Origin of the sequence: Thiocystis violacea, assembly GCF_016583565.1 — a bacterium.
Taxonomy (GTDB): Bacteria; Pseudomonadota; Gammaproteobacteria; order Chromatiales; family Chromatiaceae; genus Thiorhodococcus; species Thiorhodococcus violaceus_A.
Genome location: NZ_NRRF01000054.1, coordinates 1 through 21,746, shown reverse-complemented (window position 1 = coordinate 21,746; position 21,746 = coordinate 1). Strand labels below are relative to the sequence as shown.

At 56.1% G+C, this 21,746-nt stretch carries 18 protein-coding genes; 6 read left to right on the top strand and 12 right to left on the bottom strand.

What is annotated here, in order from left to right:
* Positions 1–328: 328 nt before the first annotated feature.
* Positions 329–841, bottom strand: coding sequence for a hypothetical protein (locus CKO23_RS18085; RefSeq protein WP_200333226.1), 513 nt, complete (start codon positions 839–841; stop codon positions 329–331).
* Between the two features lie 15 nt (positions 842–856).
* Positions 857–2,098, bottom strand: a complete 1,242-nt coding sequence (locus CKO23_RS18080) for a helix-turn-helix domain-containing protein (RefSeq protein ID WP_200333225.1) — start codon at positions 2,096–2,098, stop codon at positions 857–859.
* A 373-nt stretch (positions 2,099–2,471) separates the two neighbouring features.
* On the opposite strand from CKO23_RS18080, the gene CKO23_RS18075 reads away from it, so the two are divergent.
* The 4 genes from CKO23_RS18075 (at position 2,472) to CKO23_RS26745 (ending at position 7,529) form a co-directional block, all read left to right on the top strand.
* Positions 2,472–4,043 (top strand): SAVED domain-containing protein, encoded by a 1,572-nt coding sequence (locus CKO23_RS18075; protein WP_200333224.1) that lies wholly within the window; start codon positions 2,472–2,474, stop codon positions 4,041–4,043.
* Complete coding sequence (locus CKO23_RS18070) at positions 4,027–5,157, top strand: SMODS domain-containing nucleotidyltransferase (protein WP_200333223.1); 1,131 nt, start codon at positions 4,027–4,029, stop codon at positions 5,155–5,157. Before CKO23_RS18075 ends, CKO23_RS18070 begins: the two co-directional genes overlap by 17 nt.
* A gap of 390 nt (positions 5,158–5,547) precedes the next feature.
* The gene (locus CKO23_RS18065; protein WP_200333222.1) at positions 5,548–7,020 is read left to right on the top strand and encodes a ThiF family adenylyltransferase; all 1,473 of its coding nucleotides are present in this window, start codon (positions 5,548–5,550) and stop codon (positions 7,018–7,020) included.
* Positions 7,017–7,529 (top strand): Mov34/MPN/PAD-1 family protein, encoded by a 513-nt coding sequence (locus CKO23_RS26745; RefSeq protein WP_200333221.1) that lies wholly within the window; start codon positions 7,017–7,019, stop codon positions 7,527–7,529. Before CKO23_RS18065 ends, CKO23_RS26745 begins: the two co-directional genes overlap by 4 nt.
* Positions 7,530–7,843: 314 nt before the next feature.
* Here the strand turns inward: CKO23_RS26745 and CKO23_RS18055 are convergent, their stop codons facing one another.
* From CKO23_RS18055 to CKO23_RS18015, 9 genes are all read right to left on the bottom strand, one after another.
* Positions 7,844–8,110 (bottom strand): Txe/YoeB family addiction module toxin, encoded by a 267-nt coding sequence (locus CKO23_RS18055; protein WP_200333220.1) that lies wholly within the window; start codon positions 8,108–8,110, stop codon positions 7,844–7,846.
* On the bottom strand, positions 8,107–8,349 hold the full coding sequence (locus CKO23_RS18050) for a type II toxin-antitoxin system Phd/YefM family antitoxin (protein ID WP_200333219.1): 243 nt from the start codon (positions 8,347–8,349) through the stop codon (positions 8,107–8,109). The genes CKO23_RS18055 and CKO23_RS18050 overlap by 4 nt, the downstream gene beginning before the upstream one ends.
* A gap of 104 nt (positions 8,350–8,453) precedes the next feature.
* A complete protein-coding gene (locus tag CKO23_RS18045; protein ID WP_200333218.1) occupies positions 8,454–9,443 on the bottom strand; it encodes a tyrosine-type recombinase/integrase in 990 nt (329 codons plus the stop codon).
* 89 nt (positions 9,444–9,532) lie between these two features.
* Positions 9,533–10,336: a hypothetical protein gene (locus CKO23_RS18040; RefSeq protein WP_200333217.1), complete on the bottom strand. Its 804-nt coding sequence runs from the start codon at positions 10,334–10,336 to the stop codon at positions 9,533–9,535.
* Positions 10,337–10,350: 14 nt separating this feature from the next.
* A complete protein-coding gene (locus CKO23_RS18035; RefSeq protein ID WP_200333216.1) occupies positions 10,351–13,491 on the bottom strand; it encodes a type I restriction endonuclease subunit R in 3,141 nt (1,046 codons plus the stop codon).
* Positions 13,488–14,483, bottom strand: coding sequence for a restriction endonuclease (locus CKO23_RS18030; RefSeq protein WP_200333215.1), 996 nt, complete (start codon positions 14,481–14,483; stop codon positions 13,488–13,490). The genes CKO23_RS18035 and CKO23_RS18030 overlap by 4 nt, the downstream gene beginning before the upstream one ends.
* A complete protein-coding gene (locus CKO23_RS18025; protein ID WP_200333214.1) occupies positions 14,480–15,778 on the bottom strand; it encodes a restriction endonuclease subunit S in 1,299 nt (432 codons plus the stop codon). Before CKO23_RS18025 ends, CKO23_RS18030 begins: the two co-directional genes overlap by 4 nt.
* Positions 15,771–17,330 carry a type I restriction-modification system subunit M gene (locus CKO23_RS18020; protein ID WP_200333213.1) on the bottom strand — a complete coding sequence of 520 codons (1,560 nt, stop codon included), beginning with the start codon at positions 17,328–17,330 and terminating at the stop codon, positions 15,771–15,773. Before CKO23_RS18020 ends, CKO23_RS18025 begins: the two co-directional genes overlap by 8 nt.
* A 54-nt stretch (positions 17,331–17,384) precedes the next feature.
* Entirely contained in the window at positions 17,385–18,707 is a 1,323-nt protein-coding gene (locus CKO23_RS18015; protein WP_200333212.1) for a replication initiation protein, read from the bottom strand.
* 701 nt (positions 18,708–19,408) lie between these two features.
* Here CKO23_RS18015 and parA point away from each other — a divergent pair.
* Together parA and CKO23_RS18005 are read left to right on the top strand one after the other, a co-directional pair.
* Entirely contained in the window at positions 19,409–20,095 is a 687-nt protein-coding gene (gene parA / locus CKO23_RS18010; RefSeq protein WP_200333211.1) for a ParA family partition ATPase, read from the top strand.
* Positions 20,088–20,474, top strand: coding sequence for a hypothetical protein (locus CKO23_RS18005; RefSeq protein WP_200333210.1), 387 nt, complete (start codon positions 20,088–20,090; stop codon positions 20,472–20,474). The genes parA and CKO23_RS18005 overlap by 8 nt, the downstream gene beginning before the upstream one ends.
* A 94-nt stretch (positions 20,475–20,568) precedes the next feature.
* Here the strand turns inward: CKO23_RS18005 and CKO23_RS18000 are convergent, their stop codons facing one another.
* The gene (locus CKO23_RS18000) at positions 20,569–21,510 is read right to left on the bottom strand and encodes a DNA-binding protein (protein ID WP_200333209.1); all 942 of its coding nucleotides are present in this window, start codon (positions 21,508–21,510) and stop codon (positions 20,569–20,571) included.
* Positions 21,511–21,746: the final 236 nt, after the last annotated feature.

The following is a 21,746-nucleotide window of genomic DNA, read 5'->3' as shown; positions in this document are numbered from 1 at the left end:
TCCCGACAGTTCCAAAAGCGATAAATCCCAGGGGTTTGGGGACAGCGTCCCCAATGTAGAGATATGGCGAAAGTCCTCAGAGGGACGCGCGCAAAAACGATACTGCTTTGCCGTGAAATCGGAGCAGGCGCGCTCGTACAGTTCCCTGTACTTAAGAAGCCTAAGAGCTATAGATGGCTCAGTGCGAGCACCGTTCATCCCTGAACGGTGCGGAGAGGCGGCCGCGTCGCATGTCGAGAGCTTGAGAGTAACTCGAAACGCTATCCCAAGACTCACGCCCACTGCGGCCGCTCCTTGGGTCCACTCATAGGGTCTTCAGGGGGGAGTGTCACAGGAGGGAGCGGAAAGAATCAAACTTCAGCAAGAATTTATGGGTGGAGGCCCATTCACTTTTGATGGTGTCAGCTTCGTCGACTGTCAGAAGGTGCTCCCGAATCATCGAGACGATCAGCGCTTGCGTGGTGATGATGTGAATGCTTGGACAGGATGCTTGGGCTTGCTTGATAGCCCGTTTATCGTCCATGGCCAACGTATAATCTCGGTGGAGCGCCACAGCAATGCACGAACATTCGCCATATCCAAAGCGTTTGAGGCTGGTCCAATGGGCAAAGGTTTCGACTTCATCGGCCTGAGTTACCGACACCTCTTCGAGAATACCCTGCTGAAGAGCGTTTTCCAGTCTGGATAGTTGTTCCTGAAAATGAACGGTGACTTCAGACCTGACATGGTCAGTGATGAAAAAGCGGCACGCATGCCGCTTAATCAAATCCATTCGGTCGATTGCCAGAAAGTTGATGAGAACCGAGGTATCAGCAATGACGATCGATAGCGAATCTTCCACTCAGCGCTCCTATCTCTAATCTTCCTTCACAGCTTCGGCAAGCTCAAGGAGCGTACGTCCAGAAAGTTCGAGTTGCTTGCTAAGGTCAAGTAGCTTGCCCCGCGAAATCTCTTCCCGGCGATAGGCTTCAATGGCCAGTTGGACGATCTGACTCTTTAGCTCGCGCTCCTGCTGCTCTTGACTATCGGGTCTATCTAAGTCGTCTAACATTCTCAGAAAATCCAAGAATACCTTGCCCTCCGCTTCACGTTCCAGCAACTTGGCGCATTCTTGTTGTGACACCAAGCTCAAGCTCTTGAGTCGGTACACTGCGGCTTGATAGCTGACTCCGAAATGATGGGCAAGCAATGCTGCATCCTGATGAGTAATGGCTTGAGATCCAGGAGCAGGGCGAGTTTGGGTGTCAATACGCCCATCAGTCGCGACATCGAAGATGGCATCCTCATGCCGGCTTGGTAGACCTTTATCGCGCGAGCGAATGAAATCAATGACCCCTTCGCGTGGCAGGAGCAGGGCCGCAGCAAAGGCGTTTGCCCGCTTCTCGATGAGTTCGGGGGCGTTTTCGCGCGTTGAGACGGTTGCCGTGCGATCGCGGTCGAGAAGGGCATGCGCGTATTCATGAGCATAAGAAAAGCGCTTGCGCCCTCGCACATGCGAGAAATTGACGAGGATCGCCATGCCAATCGAGGCATGACGGAGAAAGAGACCTGACATCTCATGGGGGAGGTGAATACCAGAGGACCAGATACCTTGGTCCGAAATCAACTCTCCCATATCTGCAATGGGCTTATACCCTAGACCAAGCCGTTTGCGTTCTTGGATTGCGACTTGCTCCCCTTGACGCACGGCATTACTCGCCGAGCGCGGCGACGACACGGCGTAGGCGGGTGGTCCACTCCGGGCGGAGCGACCTAGAAGGTGCTCCAGGGAACAACCTTCTCGGCAGAGGTTCAGGCAACGCTGAACCTGCTTCTTGACGTCCGCGTGGGCATCAATGCCGGGCGCCAGGCGATGCAGGGCGACCAGGATGTCATCCTCATGAAGCTCCTGCTCACCAAAGAACTCGCCGATCGGACGTTTGTATAGCTCCGCGAGCTGAACCAATTCCAGAGTGGAGACGGAACGGTTGCCGGCTTCCAATTGCGTGATAGCCGTGCGAGGCAAACCAATGCTGTCTGCGACGACTTGTTGGCTTAAGTTGGTGTTCTCCCTTGCTTCACGCAGCCTCTGGCCGAGGATCGTTGGGTTGAAAGGCATGGTTTTTGCTCTCCCGCCGGTTTTCGGTTGCGATCATGTCGCTCCCTAAGTTTATGTTTTTATTTTATTTTAAATCAATCAAACAAACTTGTCAAAATCATACTTGACTGTTCGATGATCTAACAATAAGATTATCCTCTAGTAAATATAAATTTACTAATGTCTATCACTTTCAGCGATATAGGTTCGATATTGCCAAGAAAACGAACAACGAAGTGAAGAGCAAGCGGGCGGCGGCAGGCAGGGCGATAAGAAAAGGTAAACCTAACGAATAAGGTTCGAGCGGAGCGAGCGACCTAGCCTTATTCGTTGGGCGCACGATGGATGGCCCAGCTCGGATAACGTGCAATCTGTGGCGAAGGAGGCAAGATATATGGCGCTAAATCAGGTCGGGGCCAGAACCGAAGGCGATGTCTTCCAAGGATTATTCTTTTGGAAGCAGGCCGCTGACCTTCTTCGACCTTCATCAATGGTTGAACGAGTCGTACTGGAGCATGACGAAGCTGATGGCGTGGATGATGTGGCCGTGTTCTATCGCGAGCCCGGTGTCAATGCTGGCGGCGGGATGGTGAGCGCCGACTACTTCCAGTTGAAGTACCACGTCGACAACCGGGGCTCATACAGCTCCGACGCCTTGATCGATCCAGCTTTCATCAATGCTAAGTCGTCCCTGCTCCAGCGCTTCCATACCGCCTACAAAAACCTCGCCTCCAAGCATGCCGGTTTCAGACTGCATCTCGCGTCCAACTGGCGCTGGAGGGACGACGACAAGCTGGCGCAGCTGTTGCGCGAGTACGATGGCGAATTACCTCGGAAGTTCTTTGATGACGGTTCCCGGGGCGACCTTGGTAAGGTGCGCGAGACGTGGCGAGCCCACCTTGCGCTTGAGGACGACGCATTCACGGCATTCGCGAAGACCCTGCGCTTTCAGCTGGACCACTTCGGCCGCCGAGACTTCAAGGCGTACGTCTATGCGAAGCTGAATGTGGTCGGTCTACAGACACCAAATGCCGATCGGGCCGCTTGCCCGTACGAGAGCCTGATCCAGCAGTTCTTGATGAACGGTCCGAACTCCTTCGATGGGGCGTCATTTCGGGAGTTGTGCAAGCGCGAGGGCCTTTTGAGCGACTGTTCTAGTGGCCAGCCCGGACCGCCGACAATTGGCGTTCGCAGTTTCGTCCGCTTTGCGGAACGGCTCGAATCCGAGGTCGACGAGATCGTCTGTGTTTCGGATAACTTCGAGGGGCGGCATCTGGCTTCGGGTGGATCCTGGCACACTGCTGCATCCAAGGTGCTGACCTTTCTGAGCGATCCTGACCGTCGCGCACGACTACGTGGCGTTCCGTCTGCGATCGCCCTGGAGTGCCACGGCTCGCTTGCGCTGTTGGCCGGCTGGGAGCTGAGTCGGAACTCTGGTGTGGATGTTGCGCCGATCCAGAAACCCAGCCTGGAGATCTGGAGGCCATCGCCGGACGTCGAGTGTGACGCATCTTGGGTCACACAGATGTTCGAGCGGGCGGCGGAACATCAGGATATCGCCATCTGCTTGTCGGTGACCCATGACGTGCGTGCGGATGTCGAGGAGTTTCTCGCGTCGGAAGGAGCGCCCGAGGTGGGCCTACTCCTCCTTGTGAATCCAGAGGGAGGCCCATCCCCACAAAGCATCAAGGGGCCAGACCACGCGTACCGGCTCGCTGCGCAGATTCCTGCTGTCCTCGCTGAAGCTCGTTCAACCCGTGCGGCTCACGCCCACGTCTTCTTCGCCTGCCCGAATGGGCTCATGTTCTTCATCGGCCAGCAGCGCGAAGCGCTTGGTCGGATAACGCTATACGAGTTCGACTTTGGACTAGAGCGGGACGGATCGTACAGGCACTCATTTTCGCTCCCGGTCGCGCTGAACTCCCGCAACGAAGACCATGAGGCGCCCAATGATTCTCCTGTCTGATTTCAACACGTTCTTGCAGGAGATCCGGCCAACGAAGGCTATGCGAGATCAACTGATCACCGGACACAGGACACTGCGGGAGCGCCTCAACGCGGACGTGGACCTTAAGCCGATCCTGGTCAGCGACTTCCTGCAGGGTAGCTATCGCCGATACACCGCTGTGCGTCCCAAAGGGGACAAGCGTTCGGATGTCGATATCATTGTGGTTACCAAGCTGGACGAGAACGAGTACACCCCGAAGGACGCACTCGCTCTCTTTGAGCCGTTCCTGAACAAGCACTATAAGGGCAAATGGCGTCCCCAAGGTCGGTCGTTCGGGATCGAGATGAGCTACGTCGAACTTGATGTTGTCCCGACGTCTGCTCCTGCAGAGCAGGAGTATGGAATCCTGCAGTCGGACGCAGTCACCTCTGACGAGAATATTGTCGATGCTCGCGACTGGCGACTGCATCGTTCATGGTTAGCCCCCGAACACCGCATGCGCGCCGATGCGAAGTTGCTTCTCAATGAAGCCGCCGGCGAATCAGAATGGCAGGCACAACCACTCCGCATTCCGGACCGCGACGCGAACAAGTGGGATGACACCCATCCCCTTGAGCAAATTCGCTGGACTCGCGACAAGAATTCACGATGCAACAGCCATTTCGTCAACGTCGTGAAGTGCATCAAGTGGTGGCGACTCGAGCACTACGCAGAGCCGTTGCATCCGAAGGGCTTCCCACTCGAACGCTTGGTAGGCGAGCACTGCCCTGACGGCATAGGATCCGTGGCAGAGGGCGTGGTGAAGACGCTTGAGTCGATCGTAAGCAGCTACGTCGTGCTCGTCCTCCTCAGGAAGGGAAAACCGACGCTCCCCGACTACGGCGTTCCGTCGCATGATGTGTTCGAGCGCATAACCGGCGAGGATTTCTGCACGTTCTACGACCAGGTAAAGACTGGAGCTAACCTAGCGAGGCGGGCCTTCGACTCCGAAGACCGCACCCAGAGCGGCAATCTCTGGCGCGAGATGTTTGGATCCAAGTTCCCCGCGCCTCCGGAAAACGGATCAGGGAAGAAGGCTGGCTTTACCACACCGACAGACCCGGCGGCGCCAGGCTCCGGCCGGTTTGCATAATGGAGAGTCCTGATGGAGGAGGTGCCTGAGCCTATCAGAATCGCGGTTGGTCAGATCTCAGGCGTCCCCAACGTGGTAGTCGAGTCGTTTCCCGAGTTCATCCAAGCCGAATCCTCGTGGGCAGTGCGGCTTAGGTTGACCTCCGGACACCCCTCGGACTTCGTTCCCAAGGAGACGAGGTGGGTCGTCCTCGTCGATGTTTCATACCCGGCGGGGTGCATTCGCATCTACCCCGATCAGAAGGGCGGTCTCGTCCACACGTTTCCCCATCAAGATCGCAACGTCGTACCCAGCGCAAAGCACGCCACGTGGCGTACCGGCAAGCCCTGCTTGGACAGCCCATCTCAACGCCTTGGGCGAATTGCTGGGGGGCCAGAGCCAAAGGGCGACATGGAGCAGCGACTGCGCTGGCACGTCGAGCGCTGTCTTGGTTGGATCCATGTTGCGGGCGACGAACAGTTGATGGTGAACGATGAGCCGTTCGAGGTGCCACAGTGCCCCGAGGAGCTTCTGAGCCCTCGCGTCAGTAGGGTGGTTCACGACGAGGGGCATGACACCTGGCCAAGCTGGAAAGAGCGAGACGGGCAGTACGGTGAGGTTCACTGGGGCGTGATGCCGGGCTTCAAGAAGATCATCGCTCCGGAGAAGTTCCTCGACGCTCTGGGCGAAGTGGTCCGGGTTTGTCGGTGCAATCATCAGCCCACTGACAAGCCTTGGGTCGGATACTGGTGGCTGTGGCCATCTCCAATCGTTCTTCCGCCGTGGCACGCCCCAGGCACCTGGACCGAACTCCGACGAGTCGGCACTCGGATGAAGGTGGACGTCGATGGGTTCATTCGCTGGATGGCTCACCGCGCGCGAGGCAAAAAAGATGTGATCGTTCTGCTTGGATACCCGATCCCGGCACTCTGGAAGAGGGCTCCCGTCGAAGTCCACTGGCAGGCCCTCTTACCGCCCGATGTCCCCACGATGATCAAGCCCATGAAGGGATTTCGGCCAAATCCTCGCGGCCGAAACGAGCGGCTTCGACGAGACACCTTCGGAGGGACTAAGAAGCTCTCCTATCTCAAGACGTCGAACTGGCACCCTGACCGGCTCCAAGCTCGCGGGAGGTTCCCGGGCCACATTCGAACATCGTCCATTGCCGTCATCGGCGCTGGGGCGTTGGGATCCACCGTTGCTGAGCTTCTGGCTCGTGGTGGCGTCGCCAACATCCTGATCGTCGACCACGATGACCTCGAGCCAGGGAACCTCGTGCGTCATACGTTGGTCGGGGCTGATCTTGGGCGCAACAAGGCGACGGCAACCGCAGCGCGGCTCCAGGGCGCCGCCCCGATGTCCAGCATCTCCGCACACGCGGCCTCGTTGCCGTGTGGCGACCGTCTTCAGAAGCTACTTGAGCCGATCGATATCGTGGTGGACTGCACGGGCGAAGACGAGGTCCTTAGGCGTCTCGGCGATGCTTGGTGGACTATTCCACGGCGCTTTCTCTCCGCATCGTTGGGCTTTGCCGCCAAGCGTTTGTTTCTGTTCGGAGCACATGCATGCGCCTTCCCGTTCGAAGAGTTCGCGGCGGCGGTGAAGCCGTGGCTCGCTGCAGAGCGTTCGCAATGGTCGACGGCGGGCGAGACGCTCGAAGGTGCCGGTTGCTGGTCGCCGCTGTTTCCCGCGCGATGCGATGACGTTTGGCTCGGGGCGGTCGCAACCGTGAAGTACCTGGAAAGCATGGTCCAAGGGGCCTCGGCGAACGGACTGCGCGTCCTCGAGCAGTCGTTGGATGAAGGCATTGCTGGCTATCGGGTGGTCGATCTCGACGCGGCGAGTGCCGATGCAAACGTCGCCGACGAAGGTGGTGCTCCGTGATTGCCACTCTCGACTGGATTACGCCCTGCCAGGGATACGCCCTTCGGATAGCCGCTGAATCATGGCGGCAGATCGACAGCGAGTGCAGCCGCTCCGGCGCGGTCGAAACGGGCGGCATTCTGGTTGGGCACTATACGAACGGTCAATCGACGGCCTTTGTGACGGAGGCTCTACCTCCTCCGAAGGACTCAGCCCGGGGCACAAGCTGGTTCCACAGAGGCGTGGCCGGACTGCGAGGACTACTCGCCAAGCGATGGGAGAGCGAGCATCGCACCTACTACATCGGCGAGTGGCACTATCACCCCGCGAGCATCGTGGAGCCAAGTGGGGACGACTTGGCGCAAATGTATGCGATCAATGCCGACCCACGATACCGTTGCCGGGAACCTGTGATGATAATCGTGGGCAAAGAAGGTGAAGGCGGTGAGCGACCGGTTCGCGTATTTGTTTTTCCGCATGGAGTGCCCTTCATAGAATTTGGAGAATCTGACAGGCTTGGTGCTGCGTGAGCGGATCCCGGTGGAGCGGCGCCCAACAGCGCGATGCACCTGACGGCGCTTCGCGCTGCAGGTTATCGCCAAGGCGTTATTGGGATTCTGAATGGCCGCTTCCCAGATTTCTCCCGACTCAGATCGCAGCATGTGTCGTGTCGACGCGGAAATAGCTCCTGGTGACACGTTATGAGTCGTCTCCTGAGTTACTAGAAAAACCACGCTGAGTCAGTGGCCTATAGCACGGTAACGGTTACTTACGAATCATAAGACGCGACTGTTTGGTTTGGCTAAGAAGTCGATGCGTAAGGAAATGACATCGACTTTATTGGTCATGCGCTCGTATATTTCTCGTAATGCGTCCACATGCGCAGGATTTTAACAACCTTTTCTTTTTCGAGTAATTGATAGACTAGACGATGTTGGATGTTGATTCGGCGCGAATAGGCCCCGGCGAGATCGCCAACTAATTTTTCGTAGGGAGGGGGCCTCTGATAGGGATTTGCCTCCAATAAGCTCAACAAGGCTTGTGCCTTGTCTTTCAACCCAGAAGCGGATAGTTTTTTTGCGTCCTTAGTATAAACGAGAGTCCAACTCACCAATCTAGATCCTTTGAGCATTGAGATGTTGGATTTTTAAGCCCTTCGACGATAGAATCTCGCATTCCAGGAATCGACATCAAACTTAATGTCTCTGAAATAGCGTTCCAATCTTCTTCAGAGATCATGACGGCATTCACGCGCGTACCCTGAATGGTGATTGGGTGATGAGTGGTGGCTGTCTCATCGATTAAACTATAAAGTTTAGCACTTGCTTCATCTGCGGTGATTATCGACATAAATCCTCCTTCTATTAAAGATATACCTGATCTCGGACCGCAATAGCAAGGACAGAGAAAAGCGATTTCTTCCCTACTGCCAAGATTGTATCCGGTGGAATGGATCAGTAATCCACACGAAACGTCGGACTGTCTTCTGGCCGGTTCTTCCGCTTGTCGTACATGCGCGTCGTCGAAACATTAGCATGGCCGAGCCACTCCTGGACCTTGGCGATATCGGCGTTGTGCTCCAGGGCGTTAGTGGCCGCCGTTGCCCTTAGAGAATGCACACAGAAGCCATGCACATCGGCATTGATACCGAGCTTGTCACCGTAGTAGCGCACTACTTCCTTGTAGATCGAGGTCGGATTTAGGGGTTTGTTCAGCGTGCCAGTGGTGTTATTGCGCACCGGGCGAAAGAGCGGACCGTTTAACTCCTCGGCATGACCGGCTGCTTCCAGATATTCCTTGATCAACCGAGCCGCCTTAGCCGCAACGGGCACAAACCGGATTTTGTCACCTTTACCTTCCACACGAAGCTGAAGCACGCCATCGCGGGATTGAACGTCCCGCACCCGGAGCTTGCATAGCTCCTCGCGGCGTAGCCCGTGATAAAGGAGAGCGGCAAGAATCGCGCGATCGCGCTTGCCCTTGAGGGTGTTTTCCGGTGGCGCTTCCAGTAAGGCCCGCGCTTGGGCATCGCCAAGCGCGGGGGTCAGACCTTCGTTGTTGTTCGCCTTTGGCCGCTTCACGCCATCCACGGGGTTGTGGCTGATGGCGTTTTGCTCACAGAGATAGTCAAAAAGGGAGGACAGCGCCGAGAGCTTGCGCCGGATGGTGGACGATGCGAGCGAGCGCCTTTCCAGGTCCTTGCGCCAGGCGATGAAGTGCGCCCGGGTCACCAGGCGGAACTCCTCGGGACGCTGAATCCCGACGAAAGTGCTGAAGTCCTTCACATCCTGCTGGTAAGCCCTTCGGGTCTTCGGGTTGTCGATGTTGGCGAACCACTCCAGCTCCGGGGGCACCTCGGCCAAGCCCTGAAATTCGGCAGCCGTCAAGATGCGGACCGGCAAACCCTCAGAATCGGATGCAGAAATCAGTTCGGTGGTCGTCATGCCCGTACCCTACCCTCGATCGCGGTTTTACACAAGATAATCTATTTTATCTTGGGTAAAAGTGGGGGCTCCTATCAAACGACTCGACTTTACTCTGCTGCCGCCGCTTCGGAGCGCAACAAATCAGACAGTGGCAGCGGGAGATGTTGGTAACCAATGTAAGCCAACTGACTAATCGTGTATAATACCGCGATGAATGAAAGAACTTTTGCCGGTGTAGATTCAGTAATTCGGTTCACTTTTTCTTTCCAATTGCTTCTTTGAGTAAGAATCTTATTTTTCAAAAGAAGCCAAAAAATATTTTGGAACCAGTAAGCTTTTGCCATCGTGGAATTATGGAGTTTAATATATTCTTTCGCTTTAAACGCTTCGACTTCCTCTTGCCCTGTCAGCATATCGCGCGGCTTTCCTCCGTTTAACTCCATAAGATTAATCATTCTAGGATGATCGACACAATCTTTTCCGTATTTTTTTAATATTAGTGTAGAAATGTTATATCGCCTTGAATCCGCAATCTTTGGGGCTTCTTTTCCCATAAGCACTCGATACCTATGGCTAAGCGTTTCAAATCCATAGTTTATATTGGACATGTTCCAGTGAAGCCATCGTGCATTTGGATTTTCTGATACAAAACGATAAAATCGATCGAGCATTTCTCCTTCTAAACGGTCATATTCGCATTCGATATTGTCTCTATCAACCTTCTCTTCCTCTGCTACCAAATGAATTGAGAAGCTATGCATGATCGATCGCTCAACATGCAAAGCAGCTATTGATGTGATTCTGGGAGAATAGTTTTCATTTGAGTCACTCAGATTTTGGCAAGAATAATGAATGATGCGAAGATCACTCATGTTTTCCTGTAATTCTTTAAGTGTATCCCTAAAGCTCATTATTAGACTCTTCCTTATGCCGCCCAACGTTCCGACAACACCTCGGCTTGCTGCAACACAGTCTGCACGGCGGCGTCCTGGAGGTCCGGAGGATAACCGTATTTGCGCAAGATACGCTTGACCAGAACCCGAATGCGCGCGCGGGCCGGTTCCCGCTGCGCCCAGTCGATGCTGACGTTCTTCTTGAGATTGTTCAGTAGCTCATGGGCAATTACCCGGAGCTGGTCGTCGCCCATGACCTCGACCGCACTCTCGTTCTCAGCGAGAGCATCGTAAAAGGCGATTTCGTCCGGGGAGAGCCCCTGCTCTTCTCCGCGCTGCCGAGCAGCGCGAATGTCCTTGGCTAGATCGATCAGCTCCTGGATCACCTGTGCCGTGGTGATGGCGTTGTTGTGATAGCGGGCAATTGCGTCTTCCAGGCGCTCGGAGAACGCCCGCGTCTGTACGACGTTGGCCTTGCTGTGCGAGCGAATTTCACCGTTCAGGAGCTTGCGCAGGGCATCCATAGCGAGGTTCTTCTTCTCCATGCCCTGGACCTCGGCCAGGAACTCATCGGAGAGGATCGATATATCTGGGCTTTGCAAACCGGCGGCACCCAGGATATCCACGATCTCCGTCGAGACAACGGCGCGGCTGACAATCTGCGCCACAGCCAGCTCACGCTCCCTGGCAGACTTTCCTGCCCCTGGCGCGCTCTTGACCAGCGCCGCGCGCACCGTCTGGAAGAAGCCAACTTCATCGCGGATATCACGGGCCTCGTCACTCGCAGCAGCCAAGGCAAAGGCTTTGGACAGAACCAGCACGGCATCGGCAAAGCGGCGATGTGCCCGCTTCTTGCCCTCCTCCTTCGCTTCCTTTGCCGCAGCCTTCTGCTGCATTTCCAATACCCAATCGATGGCCCCGGCTAACACGCCAAGTCGTTCCTGGGGTGTACCTTCGAGACCGCGCCGATAATCGAAGCCGTGGAACATGTCGCGCACGATTTCGTATTTCTCCAGCAACACAGCCACGGCTTGGGCCTCGTCAATCCCGGCCTGCTTACGGTCGCTGTCTGAATACTGGCTGAGCGCTGATTTAAGGTTTTGGGCAATGCCGATGTAGTCCACGATCAGTCCGGCGGGCTTGTCGCGGAAAACCCGGTTGACGCGGGCAATCGCCTGCATCAAACCGTGGCCCTGCATGGGTTTGTCGATATACATCGTGTGCATGCATGGGGCATCAAAACCTGTCAGCCACATGTCGCGCACGATCACGAGCTTCAGAGGATCGGCAGGGTCTTTCGTCCGCTTGGAGAGCAGCTCTCGGCGCGCCTTGCCACCAAGGTGCTTCTGCCAGTCCTGCGGATCGGCAGCGGAGCCGGTCATCACGATCTTGATGGCGCCGCTCTCGTCATCGTCGCTGTGCCAGTCCGGGCGTAGCTTCACGATCTCGTCGTACAGCGCCACACAAATCCGGCGGCTCATGCAAACGATCATCGCCTTGCCGTCCATGGCATGGACCCGGTCCTCGTAGTGACGCACCAGGTCTTGGGCAACTAGAGTAAGGCGGCTGGGGGCACCGACCACGGCCTCGATGTTCGACCATTTGCGTTTCAGGCGCTCCTGCTCGGAGAGGGCCTCATCCTCGGTCAGCTCGGCGATCTCATCGTCGATGGTCGGGCGTTCGTCATCGTCCAGCTCGACGCGCGCGAGGCGGCTTTCGTAGTAGATCGGCACCGTTGCCCCATCCTCCACGGCGCGGTTGATATCGTAAACGTCGATGTACTCGCCAAAGACAGCGGGGGTGTTTACATCCTCCTTCTCGATCGGTGTGCCCGTGAAGCCGATGAAGGAGGCATTGGGCAGGGCGTCGCGCAGGTACTTGGCGAACCCATAGGCGATCTCGCCGGTTTTGCTCTGGACTTTGGCCTTGAATCCGTACTGACTGCGGTGCGCTTCGTCGGCGATGACCACGACGTTGCGCCGGTCGGTCAGAACCGGATAGTCCCTCTCACCCTTCGCGGGCGAGAACTTCTGGATAGTGGTGAAGATCACCCCACCAGAAGGACGGCTCAGGACCTTCTGCAAGTCCTCGCGGCTGTCGGCCTGCTGCGGGGTCTGGCGGAGCAGGTCCTTGCACAAGCTGAATGTCCCGAAGAGCTGGTCATCGAGATCGTTGCGGTCGGTGATGACCACGATGGTCGGGTTGGCCAAGGCCGGATCGGCCACGATCCGGCCGGTATAGAAGGCCATCAGCAGGCTTTTGCCCGAGCCCTGCGTGTGCCAGATGACGCCGATGCGCCGGTTACCCTCCGGGCTGGAGGCGGCAATGGTTTCCTCAACAGCATGTAAAACCGCATGGAACTGATGGTAACCGGCCACGATCTTAACGAGGCCCGAGCTGGCGTTGCCAAAGACGGTGAAGTCCCGGATCAGGGTCAGGAAACGCCCCTGCTTGAAGACGCCTTCGAGCAATGTGCCCAGCTCGGGCGAGCCCTTCGGGCTGATTTCCTGCCCGTCCACCGTGCGCCAGGGCATGAAGCGCTCGATGTCGGCGGTGAGCGAACCGATGCGCGCCTGAATGCCATCGGAGGTCACAAGGACGGCATTGGTACGGAACAGCGCGGGGATTTGGTCCTTGTAGGTTTGGAGCTGGTTGAAGGCCCCTTCCATCGTCGCGTTCTCGGCGCCGGGGTTCTTGAGTTCCAGGACGGCGAGCGGCAGGCCGTTCACAAACACCACCACGTCGGGGCGGCGGTTGCTTTGGTGCTCGATCACCGTGAACTGGTTGACGGCCAGCCAGTCGTTGTTTTCCGGGTTCTCGAAGTCGATCAGCCAGGCTTTATCACCGCCGATGCTGCCGTCGGCGCGCGGGACTTCCACGTCCACGCCCTCGACGATCATCCTGTGCAGGCGGCGGTTTTCTTCGACAAGCGAGGGGGTCTCGGTCTGCTGGACCTTCTTCACCACCTCATCCAGCACGTCCGGCGGAAGGTGCGGATTAAGCCGAGCCAGTGCCGCGCGGAAGCGGTCGAACAGGATCACGTCGGCATAGCTCGCCCGCTCCGGGGAACCGCCGTCCGGGGAGATGTCCCTGCCGTGCAGGACGCTATAGCCGAGGTCCTCCAGCCAGGAAAGGGCAGCGTCTTCCACATGGCTTTCCGTGAAACCAATCATGCCGACCTCGCCCCGCTGGAAGTCAGCGGTTTGAAATAAGGGTTCTTGTGTATCTGCGCGGCATTGATTTTCTCTTCGAGATACGTCGCAAGTTCTGCCTGCGTCTCCAGCACACGCACAATTTCTTCCAGATGCACAAAGGCAATCAGTTTGTGCTGGAGGAAGTCCCGCGCAGTGGTCACAGCGGGTTCCGTGTAATCACTCGCGGAAATGAAAATGCCGCGTGCCTCGGCACGGCTCATGAGGCGTACAAGATGCTCGGAGATTTCTGCTCTGCCGACGGGGGCCTTGTACCATTTCATTTCCACGAAATAGAGCGCGCCCTGTAGACCTATAACCCCGTCAATCTGCTCGATGATGCCCTCACCCGCTGTGCCGACGACGTGAAAGGCTTCCTGCACCAGAATGCCGTAAGCATGAAACAGGTTATTGAGTGCCCACTCCAGTTTCTTGCCCCGCTCGGATGGTGTAAGGCCCGTCGCAAACAGGCTATAGAATTCACCTTTTGCCGCGTCGATCTTGGCAAGGCGTTCCTGCTTCGCGCCTGCCGCTTCCTGTGCTTGCGCGAGGCGCGCTTGCCGTTCCTTCTCACGCTCCTGATTGATACGCGTGAAAGCGTCTTTCTGATTCACCACCTCGCGGATGCTGGCGATCAGCCCTTTGGCTTTGAGCTTATCCTCTGTCCAGCATGAATCGAAGTTGGTGAATTCGACGACACGACGCAGCACCTCGCGCCGTTGGCGTAGCGTCGCCTCCCCGCGCGCATTCAGGCGGTCGAGCACAGTCCGCGTGATTTCGTACTTGTTGATTTCTTTCGGGGTTGTTTTCAGGCGTTGCTCCAAATCCCCTAACATCACCGAGGTCACGCCCGCGCCGCGAAAGAAGAGCAGCACGTCTTTTTTTGAGCGATTGAGCAGGGGAATGGTGTCAACAAGCAGGTTGAACAATTCCGGCGGGTAGTGGAAGGTTATGTCACCTGTTGCTTCTGTCATGCCACGGCCTCCACGAGCTTCTCGGCCTCGCGCAGGCGGATATCGCCGGACATCAGTTTGGGCAGCAGCAGATCGCGGGTTTGGGCCAGGGTTCGTGTTTCTGAGACGCTTTCCCGTATGCGCTGGTCTAGAGGCCCGACATATTCTTCAAAGACGTGTACCATTTCTGGCACAGGCTCGATTGTCTTTAGTGCTTCAAACTGCTTTTTGTTAATAGCACCAAAAACCGTTCCGGTATGCTCATATTGCTGTAGCTCTTGCTGTATCGCCCAAGCCGAGTAATAGGTGAAAGAAACCGAACTGGACTTGTGCCTTAGTGCAGCAACACCGCGCCCTATACAACACTTCTCGCGAGCCATGTTGATGTCTCCAACCGGCGCACGAACGCTGACGAGCGTGTCATCCGGCTGTGCAATGCGTGTCGGAACAGAGCAGTATTTCCTATTCTCTGGATACCGGAAACCGAAATCTGTTCGCCCTTGAAAGAAGGGAAGCCCATCGCCGTCGTCGTTGTAAGTGCTGCCAGGGGGAGATTGGCCCATCGTGAGATGGAAACATTCACCGACGGTTCCTGTCTCCCACCCCACCGGCTTATCCTCATCATCGAGGGCGTCGGGGAAGAGGTCCCAGAGGTCCGGGGCGAGGTAGGGCTCACGGCCTTCGGCCTTGGCGCGCGTCGGGCCGAAATCCACAAACCAGTCCTTGAAGATCGCCCGCGCGAGAGCCTCCAAGGTTTCGTTTGTCTGGCGGTTTAGTTCTATCTTGTCGTCGAGGGCACCTAGGAGGGAGGCAATGGCTTTTTGGGTGGAGAGGGGGGGGATGAGTACCGAAAGCTTACCTATTTGCGCACCACTGATATTAGCTTGGTTTGCACTACCTGTTGCGCTAGAAACCAGCTCATCTTGAAGTCCGGGTTGGGTCAATAAAAAAAACAAAAACCGCTGATCCAGGGTGTTGGGCTTCGTAATTTGAAACCGCCCGACTCGTTGATTAACTAAATAGTGATTACATGGTCCTGTAAATCTCGCGACCCTTCCGACAACAGAACTTGGGGCCTGTGGCCCGGAACCAGTCATTGAAATAAGCACATCACCGTAGTTACAAAAATAATTAGACGCTCGATCAGCAACTTTCTGATCCACGAAAGCTACTTCCGTAACGTCTACTTCACGTTCACGAACATTCTTGATTTTGAGGACGGGAATTCCATCTGTAGTAAAGTCTCTGCTCTTAAAAGCAAATCCCCCTTGAACATAAACCACATCTCCCAATGTTACTGGCATCCACTCACCCATCGATCACGACTCCTTCCAGCTTTGCCTGAATCAGCGCCCCCAGCTCCTCGCCCTCGGCAAGCTGCTCGTCGAGCTTCTCTTTCAGCGCCGCAAAACGCTCCACGAATGGCACGTCGTCCTCCTCTGCGGCTGCCGCGCCGACATACCGCCCCGGCGTCAGCACATGGCCGTGCGACCTGATCTCCTCTAGGCTCGCAGCCTTGCAGAAGCCGGGCACGTCCTCGTACTCGTCGGCTCCCTCCTCCCCGCGCCAGGCGTGATAGGTCTGCGTGATTTTGGCGATGTCATCGTCCGCGAACTCCTTTCGGGTGCGGTCCACCAAGTGCCCGAGCTTGCGGGCATCGATAAAAAGCACCTCGCCGCGCCGGTCGCGGAATTTGTGGTTCTTCTTGTCGCGGGCCAGGAACCACAGACAGGCCGGAATCTGCGTCGAGTAGAAGAGCTGGCCCGGCAGGGCAATCATGCAGTCCACCACGTCGCCCTCGACCATGGCGCGGCGGATGTCGCCCTCACCGGACTGCGCCGAGGACATGGAGCCGTTGGCCAGCACCACGCCCGCCGTGCCGGTTGGGGCCAGGTGGTGGAGGATGTGCTGGAGCCAGCCATAGTTAGCGTTGCCAACCGGCGGGACGCCGTATTTCCAGCGGGCGTCCTCGCGCAAGCGCTCCCCGCCCCAGTCGGAGACGTTGAACGGCGGATTGGCCAGGATGTAATCGGCCCGGAGATCGGGGAGCGCGTCCTTGTGGAAGCTGCCCTCGTTGTTCCATTGGATGTCGGCGTCGATGCCCCGCACGGCGAGGTTCATCTTGGCGAGGCGCCAGGTGGTGTAGTTGCTCTCCTGCCCGTAGATGGCGATGTCGCCAATGCGTCCGCCGTGCTCCTTAACGAACTTTTCCGACTGGACGAACATGCCGCCCGATCCGCAGCAGGGATCATAGATACGGCCCTTGTAGGGCTCCAGCATCTCGACCAGGAGTCGCACGACCGAGCGCGGCGTATAGAACTCCCCGCCCCGCTTGCCTTCCGCCCCGGCGAAGCTGCCGAGGAAGTATTCATAGACGCGCCCGAGAATGTCCTTCGAGCGGTCGGCCTCCTCGTTCATGGCGATGCCGCTGATGAGATCGATCAGCTCGCCGAGCATGACCTTGTTCAGCGCAGGACGGGCATAGTCCTTCGGCAGAACGCCCTTGAGGGAAGCGTTCTTCGCCTCGATGGCGAGCATGGCGTCGTCGATGGTCTTGCCGATAGTCGCCTGCTTCGCGCTCGCCTGAAGGTGGGACCAGCGGGCCTCCTTTGGCACCCAAAAGACGTTCTCGGCCAAATACTCCTCGGGGTCCTCCGGGTCGGCGAGGTCCTCGACAAGCAGCGCTTCACGCTTGGCCTCGAAAGCATCGGAAATGTATTTCAGGAAGATGAGCCCCAGGGCCACATGCTTGTAGTCCGATGGCTCCATGTTGCCGCGTAGCTTATCGGCAGTAGCCCAAAGCTTGGCCTCAAATCCGAGGTTGGCCCCGCCATTCGTCCCATTCTTGTTTGTTTTTCCTTTTGCCATTGCCCGATCTCACTCAATCGTTCAATTAATATAGTATTAACGATTTATACTATATTAACTATTTTTAGATTTCTGAAAATCCACATATTTCTCAAACTCCAGCTCTTCGGGTCGCGTGAGAAGCTCCTCGCGTAACTCGGTAAAGAACATCCCTTGCACCATGGGGCTCTCAAAGCCGTTCTTTCGCAGGCTCGCTCGCACGACATCGGAACTCCCCTCCCCTTCAAGGGTTTTCAAGAACGTCTGCCGCTTTTCCTCTTGCCACTCGGGCGGTTGCTTGGCGAAATACTCCCTGGTGCGCTCCATGCGAAACCGCTCCCACTCGGCCTTGAGGGCCTCACGTTCTTTTTTCTTCTTCGCCGCCGCTTCACGTTTTCGTCTTGCTTGCTCCTCTTCCTGCTCTTTTGGCGATGGTTTTGGACGATAATCCTCTTCAATCGCTTTTACGAGATACGCGGGAACATTGTTAATAGTCTTGCCACTTCTTTTCTCTTGTAGCAATTTTTCAATGTTTCCACGGATACGCTCATCATCATAAGTTTTTATGAGCGCCTGTGCCTTTCGCTTTCCAACACCATAATGCTCAAGGAGTGCTTGTAGACCCCCTACCCTATTTGCCGATCGTGCTTCTTCGAGTTTTTCGACGTGATCAAGCCGTCCGGAATCAAAGTCGAGAGAAAGTTGAAAACTATCTTTTTTCTTGACGTTAAAAACTAGCTCAACCACTCTACGCCCATCCTTGTTCGCTTCATAGGTCACTTCCACATCTGTGTGTTTTGTGATTTCTGCGAGGCTAGGTTTAATGACATCCCGATTAAAAAACTTATAACCCATTTCCGTATTGACAGAGAGTAGTTCGTAGACTTGAACAACTGGCACGACAACACGAACGGATGTTTTTTGTAAGCGGCTTAAGGCATCGAGAAAGAACTCATAAAGGACAAGGGCATGACGCTTGCGAATCTGGCTTTGTACCAGGAGCTGAATCTTTGCGTAAAGCGTTGGTTGATTGATTTTCTCAACAATTTTGGGATTAAGAATGTACTGGAGCTTCCCGTTACGGATCACGCCGCTCGCAAGAAATGTACAAACCCCCCACTCGTCAACACGATCGGCACCCAAGATATTCCACTCGACAACCGTGCCGACCAGGCTTCGGATAGCATCCTTGAGCACGTCCTGATTACGGCTGCTGTCAAGACCGATGAGATGGAACACATCGCGTATCGGAAGCGCGTGCTCGCCCGGCTTAAATTTGTGTTTTTGGGAGTGCCAGATGATGGCATTTAGAATTTTACGCTCGATGAGCGTGAAGTTATTGGCGATCTGAACCGTGCCAGTCGGCTTGTAAAAGAGGGTCTGCTCCAGTAAGTCCATGTCCCCCATACTTAAACACAGGTAAGATTTTGTCAAAGCATAAAATCTCACCTATCACTGAGGGCAAATCCACCATGAAGTTATCCACAGGCGCCTGACCAAATCTTCTCACCTATGACCAAATCTTCTCACTTTTCCGGACCAAATCTTCTCACCTGAAGGACCAAATCTTCTCACATTTAAGACCAAATCTTCTCACCTATGACCCCTAAAAGCAAAATAAAAACAATAACTTACGCGGTCCCTTAAATATGTTAAATATATTAAAACAACAACAAGGGCGAAAATCCGACCAAATCCTCTCACCTTTGAGAATAACCAAGTGAAATGTTGTTGTTTTTCTTTTGGATTCTTCTTAGGAGGCCGAGAAATGCCCTCTGAGCGCGAAAAGCGGTCCGATGCGGTGGTTCGGTCGTGCCAACCCCACAAAACCCCGTGAGCAGCCTCTCAGCGCGTCTGAGGAGCATTTCTGAATGCCCTCCAAACCCTGCTTGTCGACCCGAACCGGGAAGATGGTCCATACCCGCACCTGTCTGGTGACCAAATCCTCTCACCAAGGCGTTTTGCTTTGCGCGACCGTCACGCGCCCTCTATAATTCGATGCAAACAATATAAATCATACTAAAAGTATTTACGATACAAACAATATTAACTATATATATGATTTGTAAAATATTAACTGATTAATGGTGAGCAGGATGATGGCAAAAATTCTCACTGTCGCAAATCAGAAAGGCGGCAGCGGTAAGACGACCGTCGCGATGCAGCTTGCCGGATGCTTTGGACGACGCGACAAGAAGGTGTTGGTGATTGACGCCGACCCACAGGGCACCGCGGTACGTTGGGCGGCATCGGCCGAGGACGGGAAACCGTTTCCCGCCAGGGTCGCGGGGCTCAGTGCCGCCGGTGGAAAGGTGCATCGCGAGGTGCAGAAATTCGTCGATGACTACGATTACATCGTGGTGGATTGTCCACCGGCAGTCGATTCACCGGTGCCCCAAAGTGCCCTGCTGGTGTCGGACCTGGTGTTGGTGCCGGTGATCCCCTCCCCCGCCGACCTCTGGGCGGCAACCGGGATTCAGCAGCTCATCAGTAACATCGGGGATATCAACGAGGGGCTACGGGCACGGATTGTCCCGAACATGTGCCAGCCCAACACCTCGCTTGCCCGAGATGCCCTCGATGTGCTGAAGGATTTCGGTATTCCCGTTACTGACGCTTGTTTGCACCTGCGGACGGCCTATCGCAGAGCGGCGGTCTTTGGCGGCATCGTGCATGACCAAGGCGCTCAGGCGAGACAGGCCATCGAGGAGGTGGATGCCCTGGTGGACGAGGTGCTGAGGATTTTGGACACACCACCCGCAGCAAAGGAGGTGGACAATGGCTAAGGATATGAAAGCGGCCTTGGCAAAGTCTGTCGAGACCGAAAAAGAGTCGTTTCAGGATCGATTCTCGAAGGCGGAATCGGTCCTGGGGACCGGGAAACCGGCACCGAGCGCCGAGGAGAAGGGTAGGGTTGCGAAACCCAAGCCCGCAGCGCCAAAGCGTCCAAAGACCATCCGCGATACCTTTACCTTGCCAGAGGACGACTATGCCCTGATCGCACAGGTGAAGCGCTCTTGCATGAAGGCCGGTGTCGAGGCGAACAAGAGCGAGATCGTGCGCGCCGGTCTCAAGGTGCTTGCCGCCATGACTCAGGCGGACCTGAAAAATGCCCTCGGGGCCATCGAGCGGCTAACACCCGGTCGGCCGAGAAGTGACGATTAACGATATAACCGATACAAATGATATATATTATTTGTATCGTTATAACGATTTTTATCGTATGTGCTATTTCTGGTCTGTCGCGGGCACCGGCCGGTTACTTCGTCTTTGGGGAAACGAGCTTTGCTTGTAGCTCGCTGACCTGTTGTTGAAGGCGCTTTGCCTCCGCGTCCCGATTGGCCAGGCGCTCGCTCAATCGCGCGTGCTCTGTGCGGAGCGCTTCGCCATTTTCCAGGGCGTTCGTGACCGCGCGCTCAAGTTTTCCGATCCGCTCCTTGTACTCTTCTGCCAGGGTGGCAGCGCGCGAGTCCCTTTCTTGGGCATCTTCTAGTTTTGTCGCAAGACCGGCCTTTTCTTCCTTGAGCCGCTCCAGCTCCTTTCTCAGCTCCTCGCTCAGTGCCAGGGCTTTTACGCGTTCCTCCTCCTTTGCCCCAAGCGCCGTCTTCATGGCCGTGATCTCGGTGTCCCGGTTGGCCAAGCGCTCGGTCAATTGCGTGGCTTCTTGCCTCAGTGCTTCGGTCTCCTGGCGAGCGGTTTTTGCTGTGGCCTCCAGGACGTGCAGTCGTTCCTTCCTCTCTTCTGCCAGGGCCGAAGCCTTGGCGCCTCTTTCCTGGGCGTCTTCCAGCTTCGCCGCGAGCGCGGTTCTTTCCTCTCTGGTCCGTTCGAGGTCCTCGCCCAGTTGGTCCGCCAGTGCCAGGGCTTCCGCCCGTTCCTGATTCAGCTCTCGTTCCTTGAGTTCTAGCGCCGACTTCATGGCTTCAATCTCACCGTGCGCCACTTCGAGGGCGGCCTGGTGAATCTTGCGGCCCGCCAACTCCATTGCCTCACGCACCGTTTCTGGAATCGGCAGCTCGGGCGCGCGCTCCTGCTGCTTTCGCTCGGACCGCCAGCGTTTAAGGGCTTCGCTGATCGTGGTGTAGCTCCCGCCGCCACCGCCAAAGCGTTCGGCGAGCTTGGCTCGGACAGCGGCCAAGGTCACCTTTTCACCGCTGGTCTCGATCTCGGTGGCAACTGCGTGGATTTCTTCTTGGGTAGGCATCGTGATGGGCCTCAAGCGCTTTTGTAGTATGTAGTAGTATACAACATACTACAAAAAAATACGATACAAACGATTTGTATCGTATGCACTATTTTCTTGACCTAGGTGCGACCGCCAGGCGTTCACGCCAGGGAAGAAGAGGGGAGGGGGCTTTGAGTTTCTAGGCCCGAGCGCGTCTAGGCGTGGTTGATGGCCATGTAAAGCCGCAACACCAGCACGCTTGCGGGGAAGGCCAG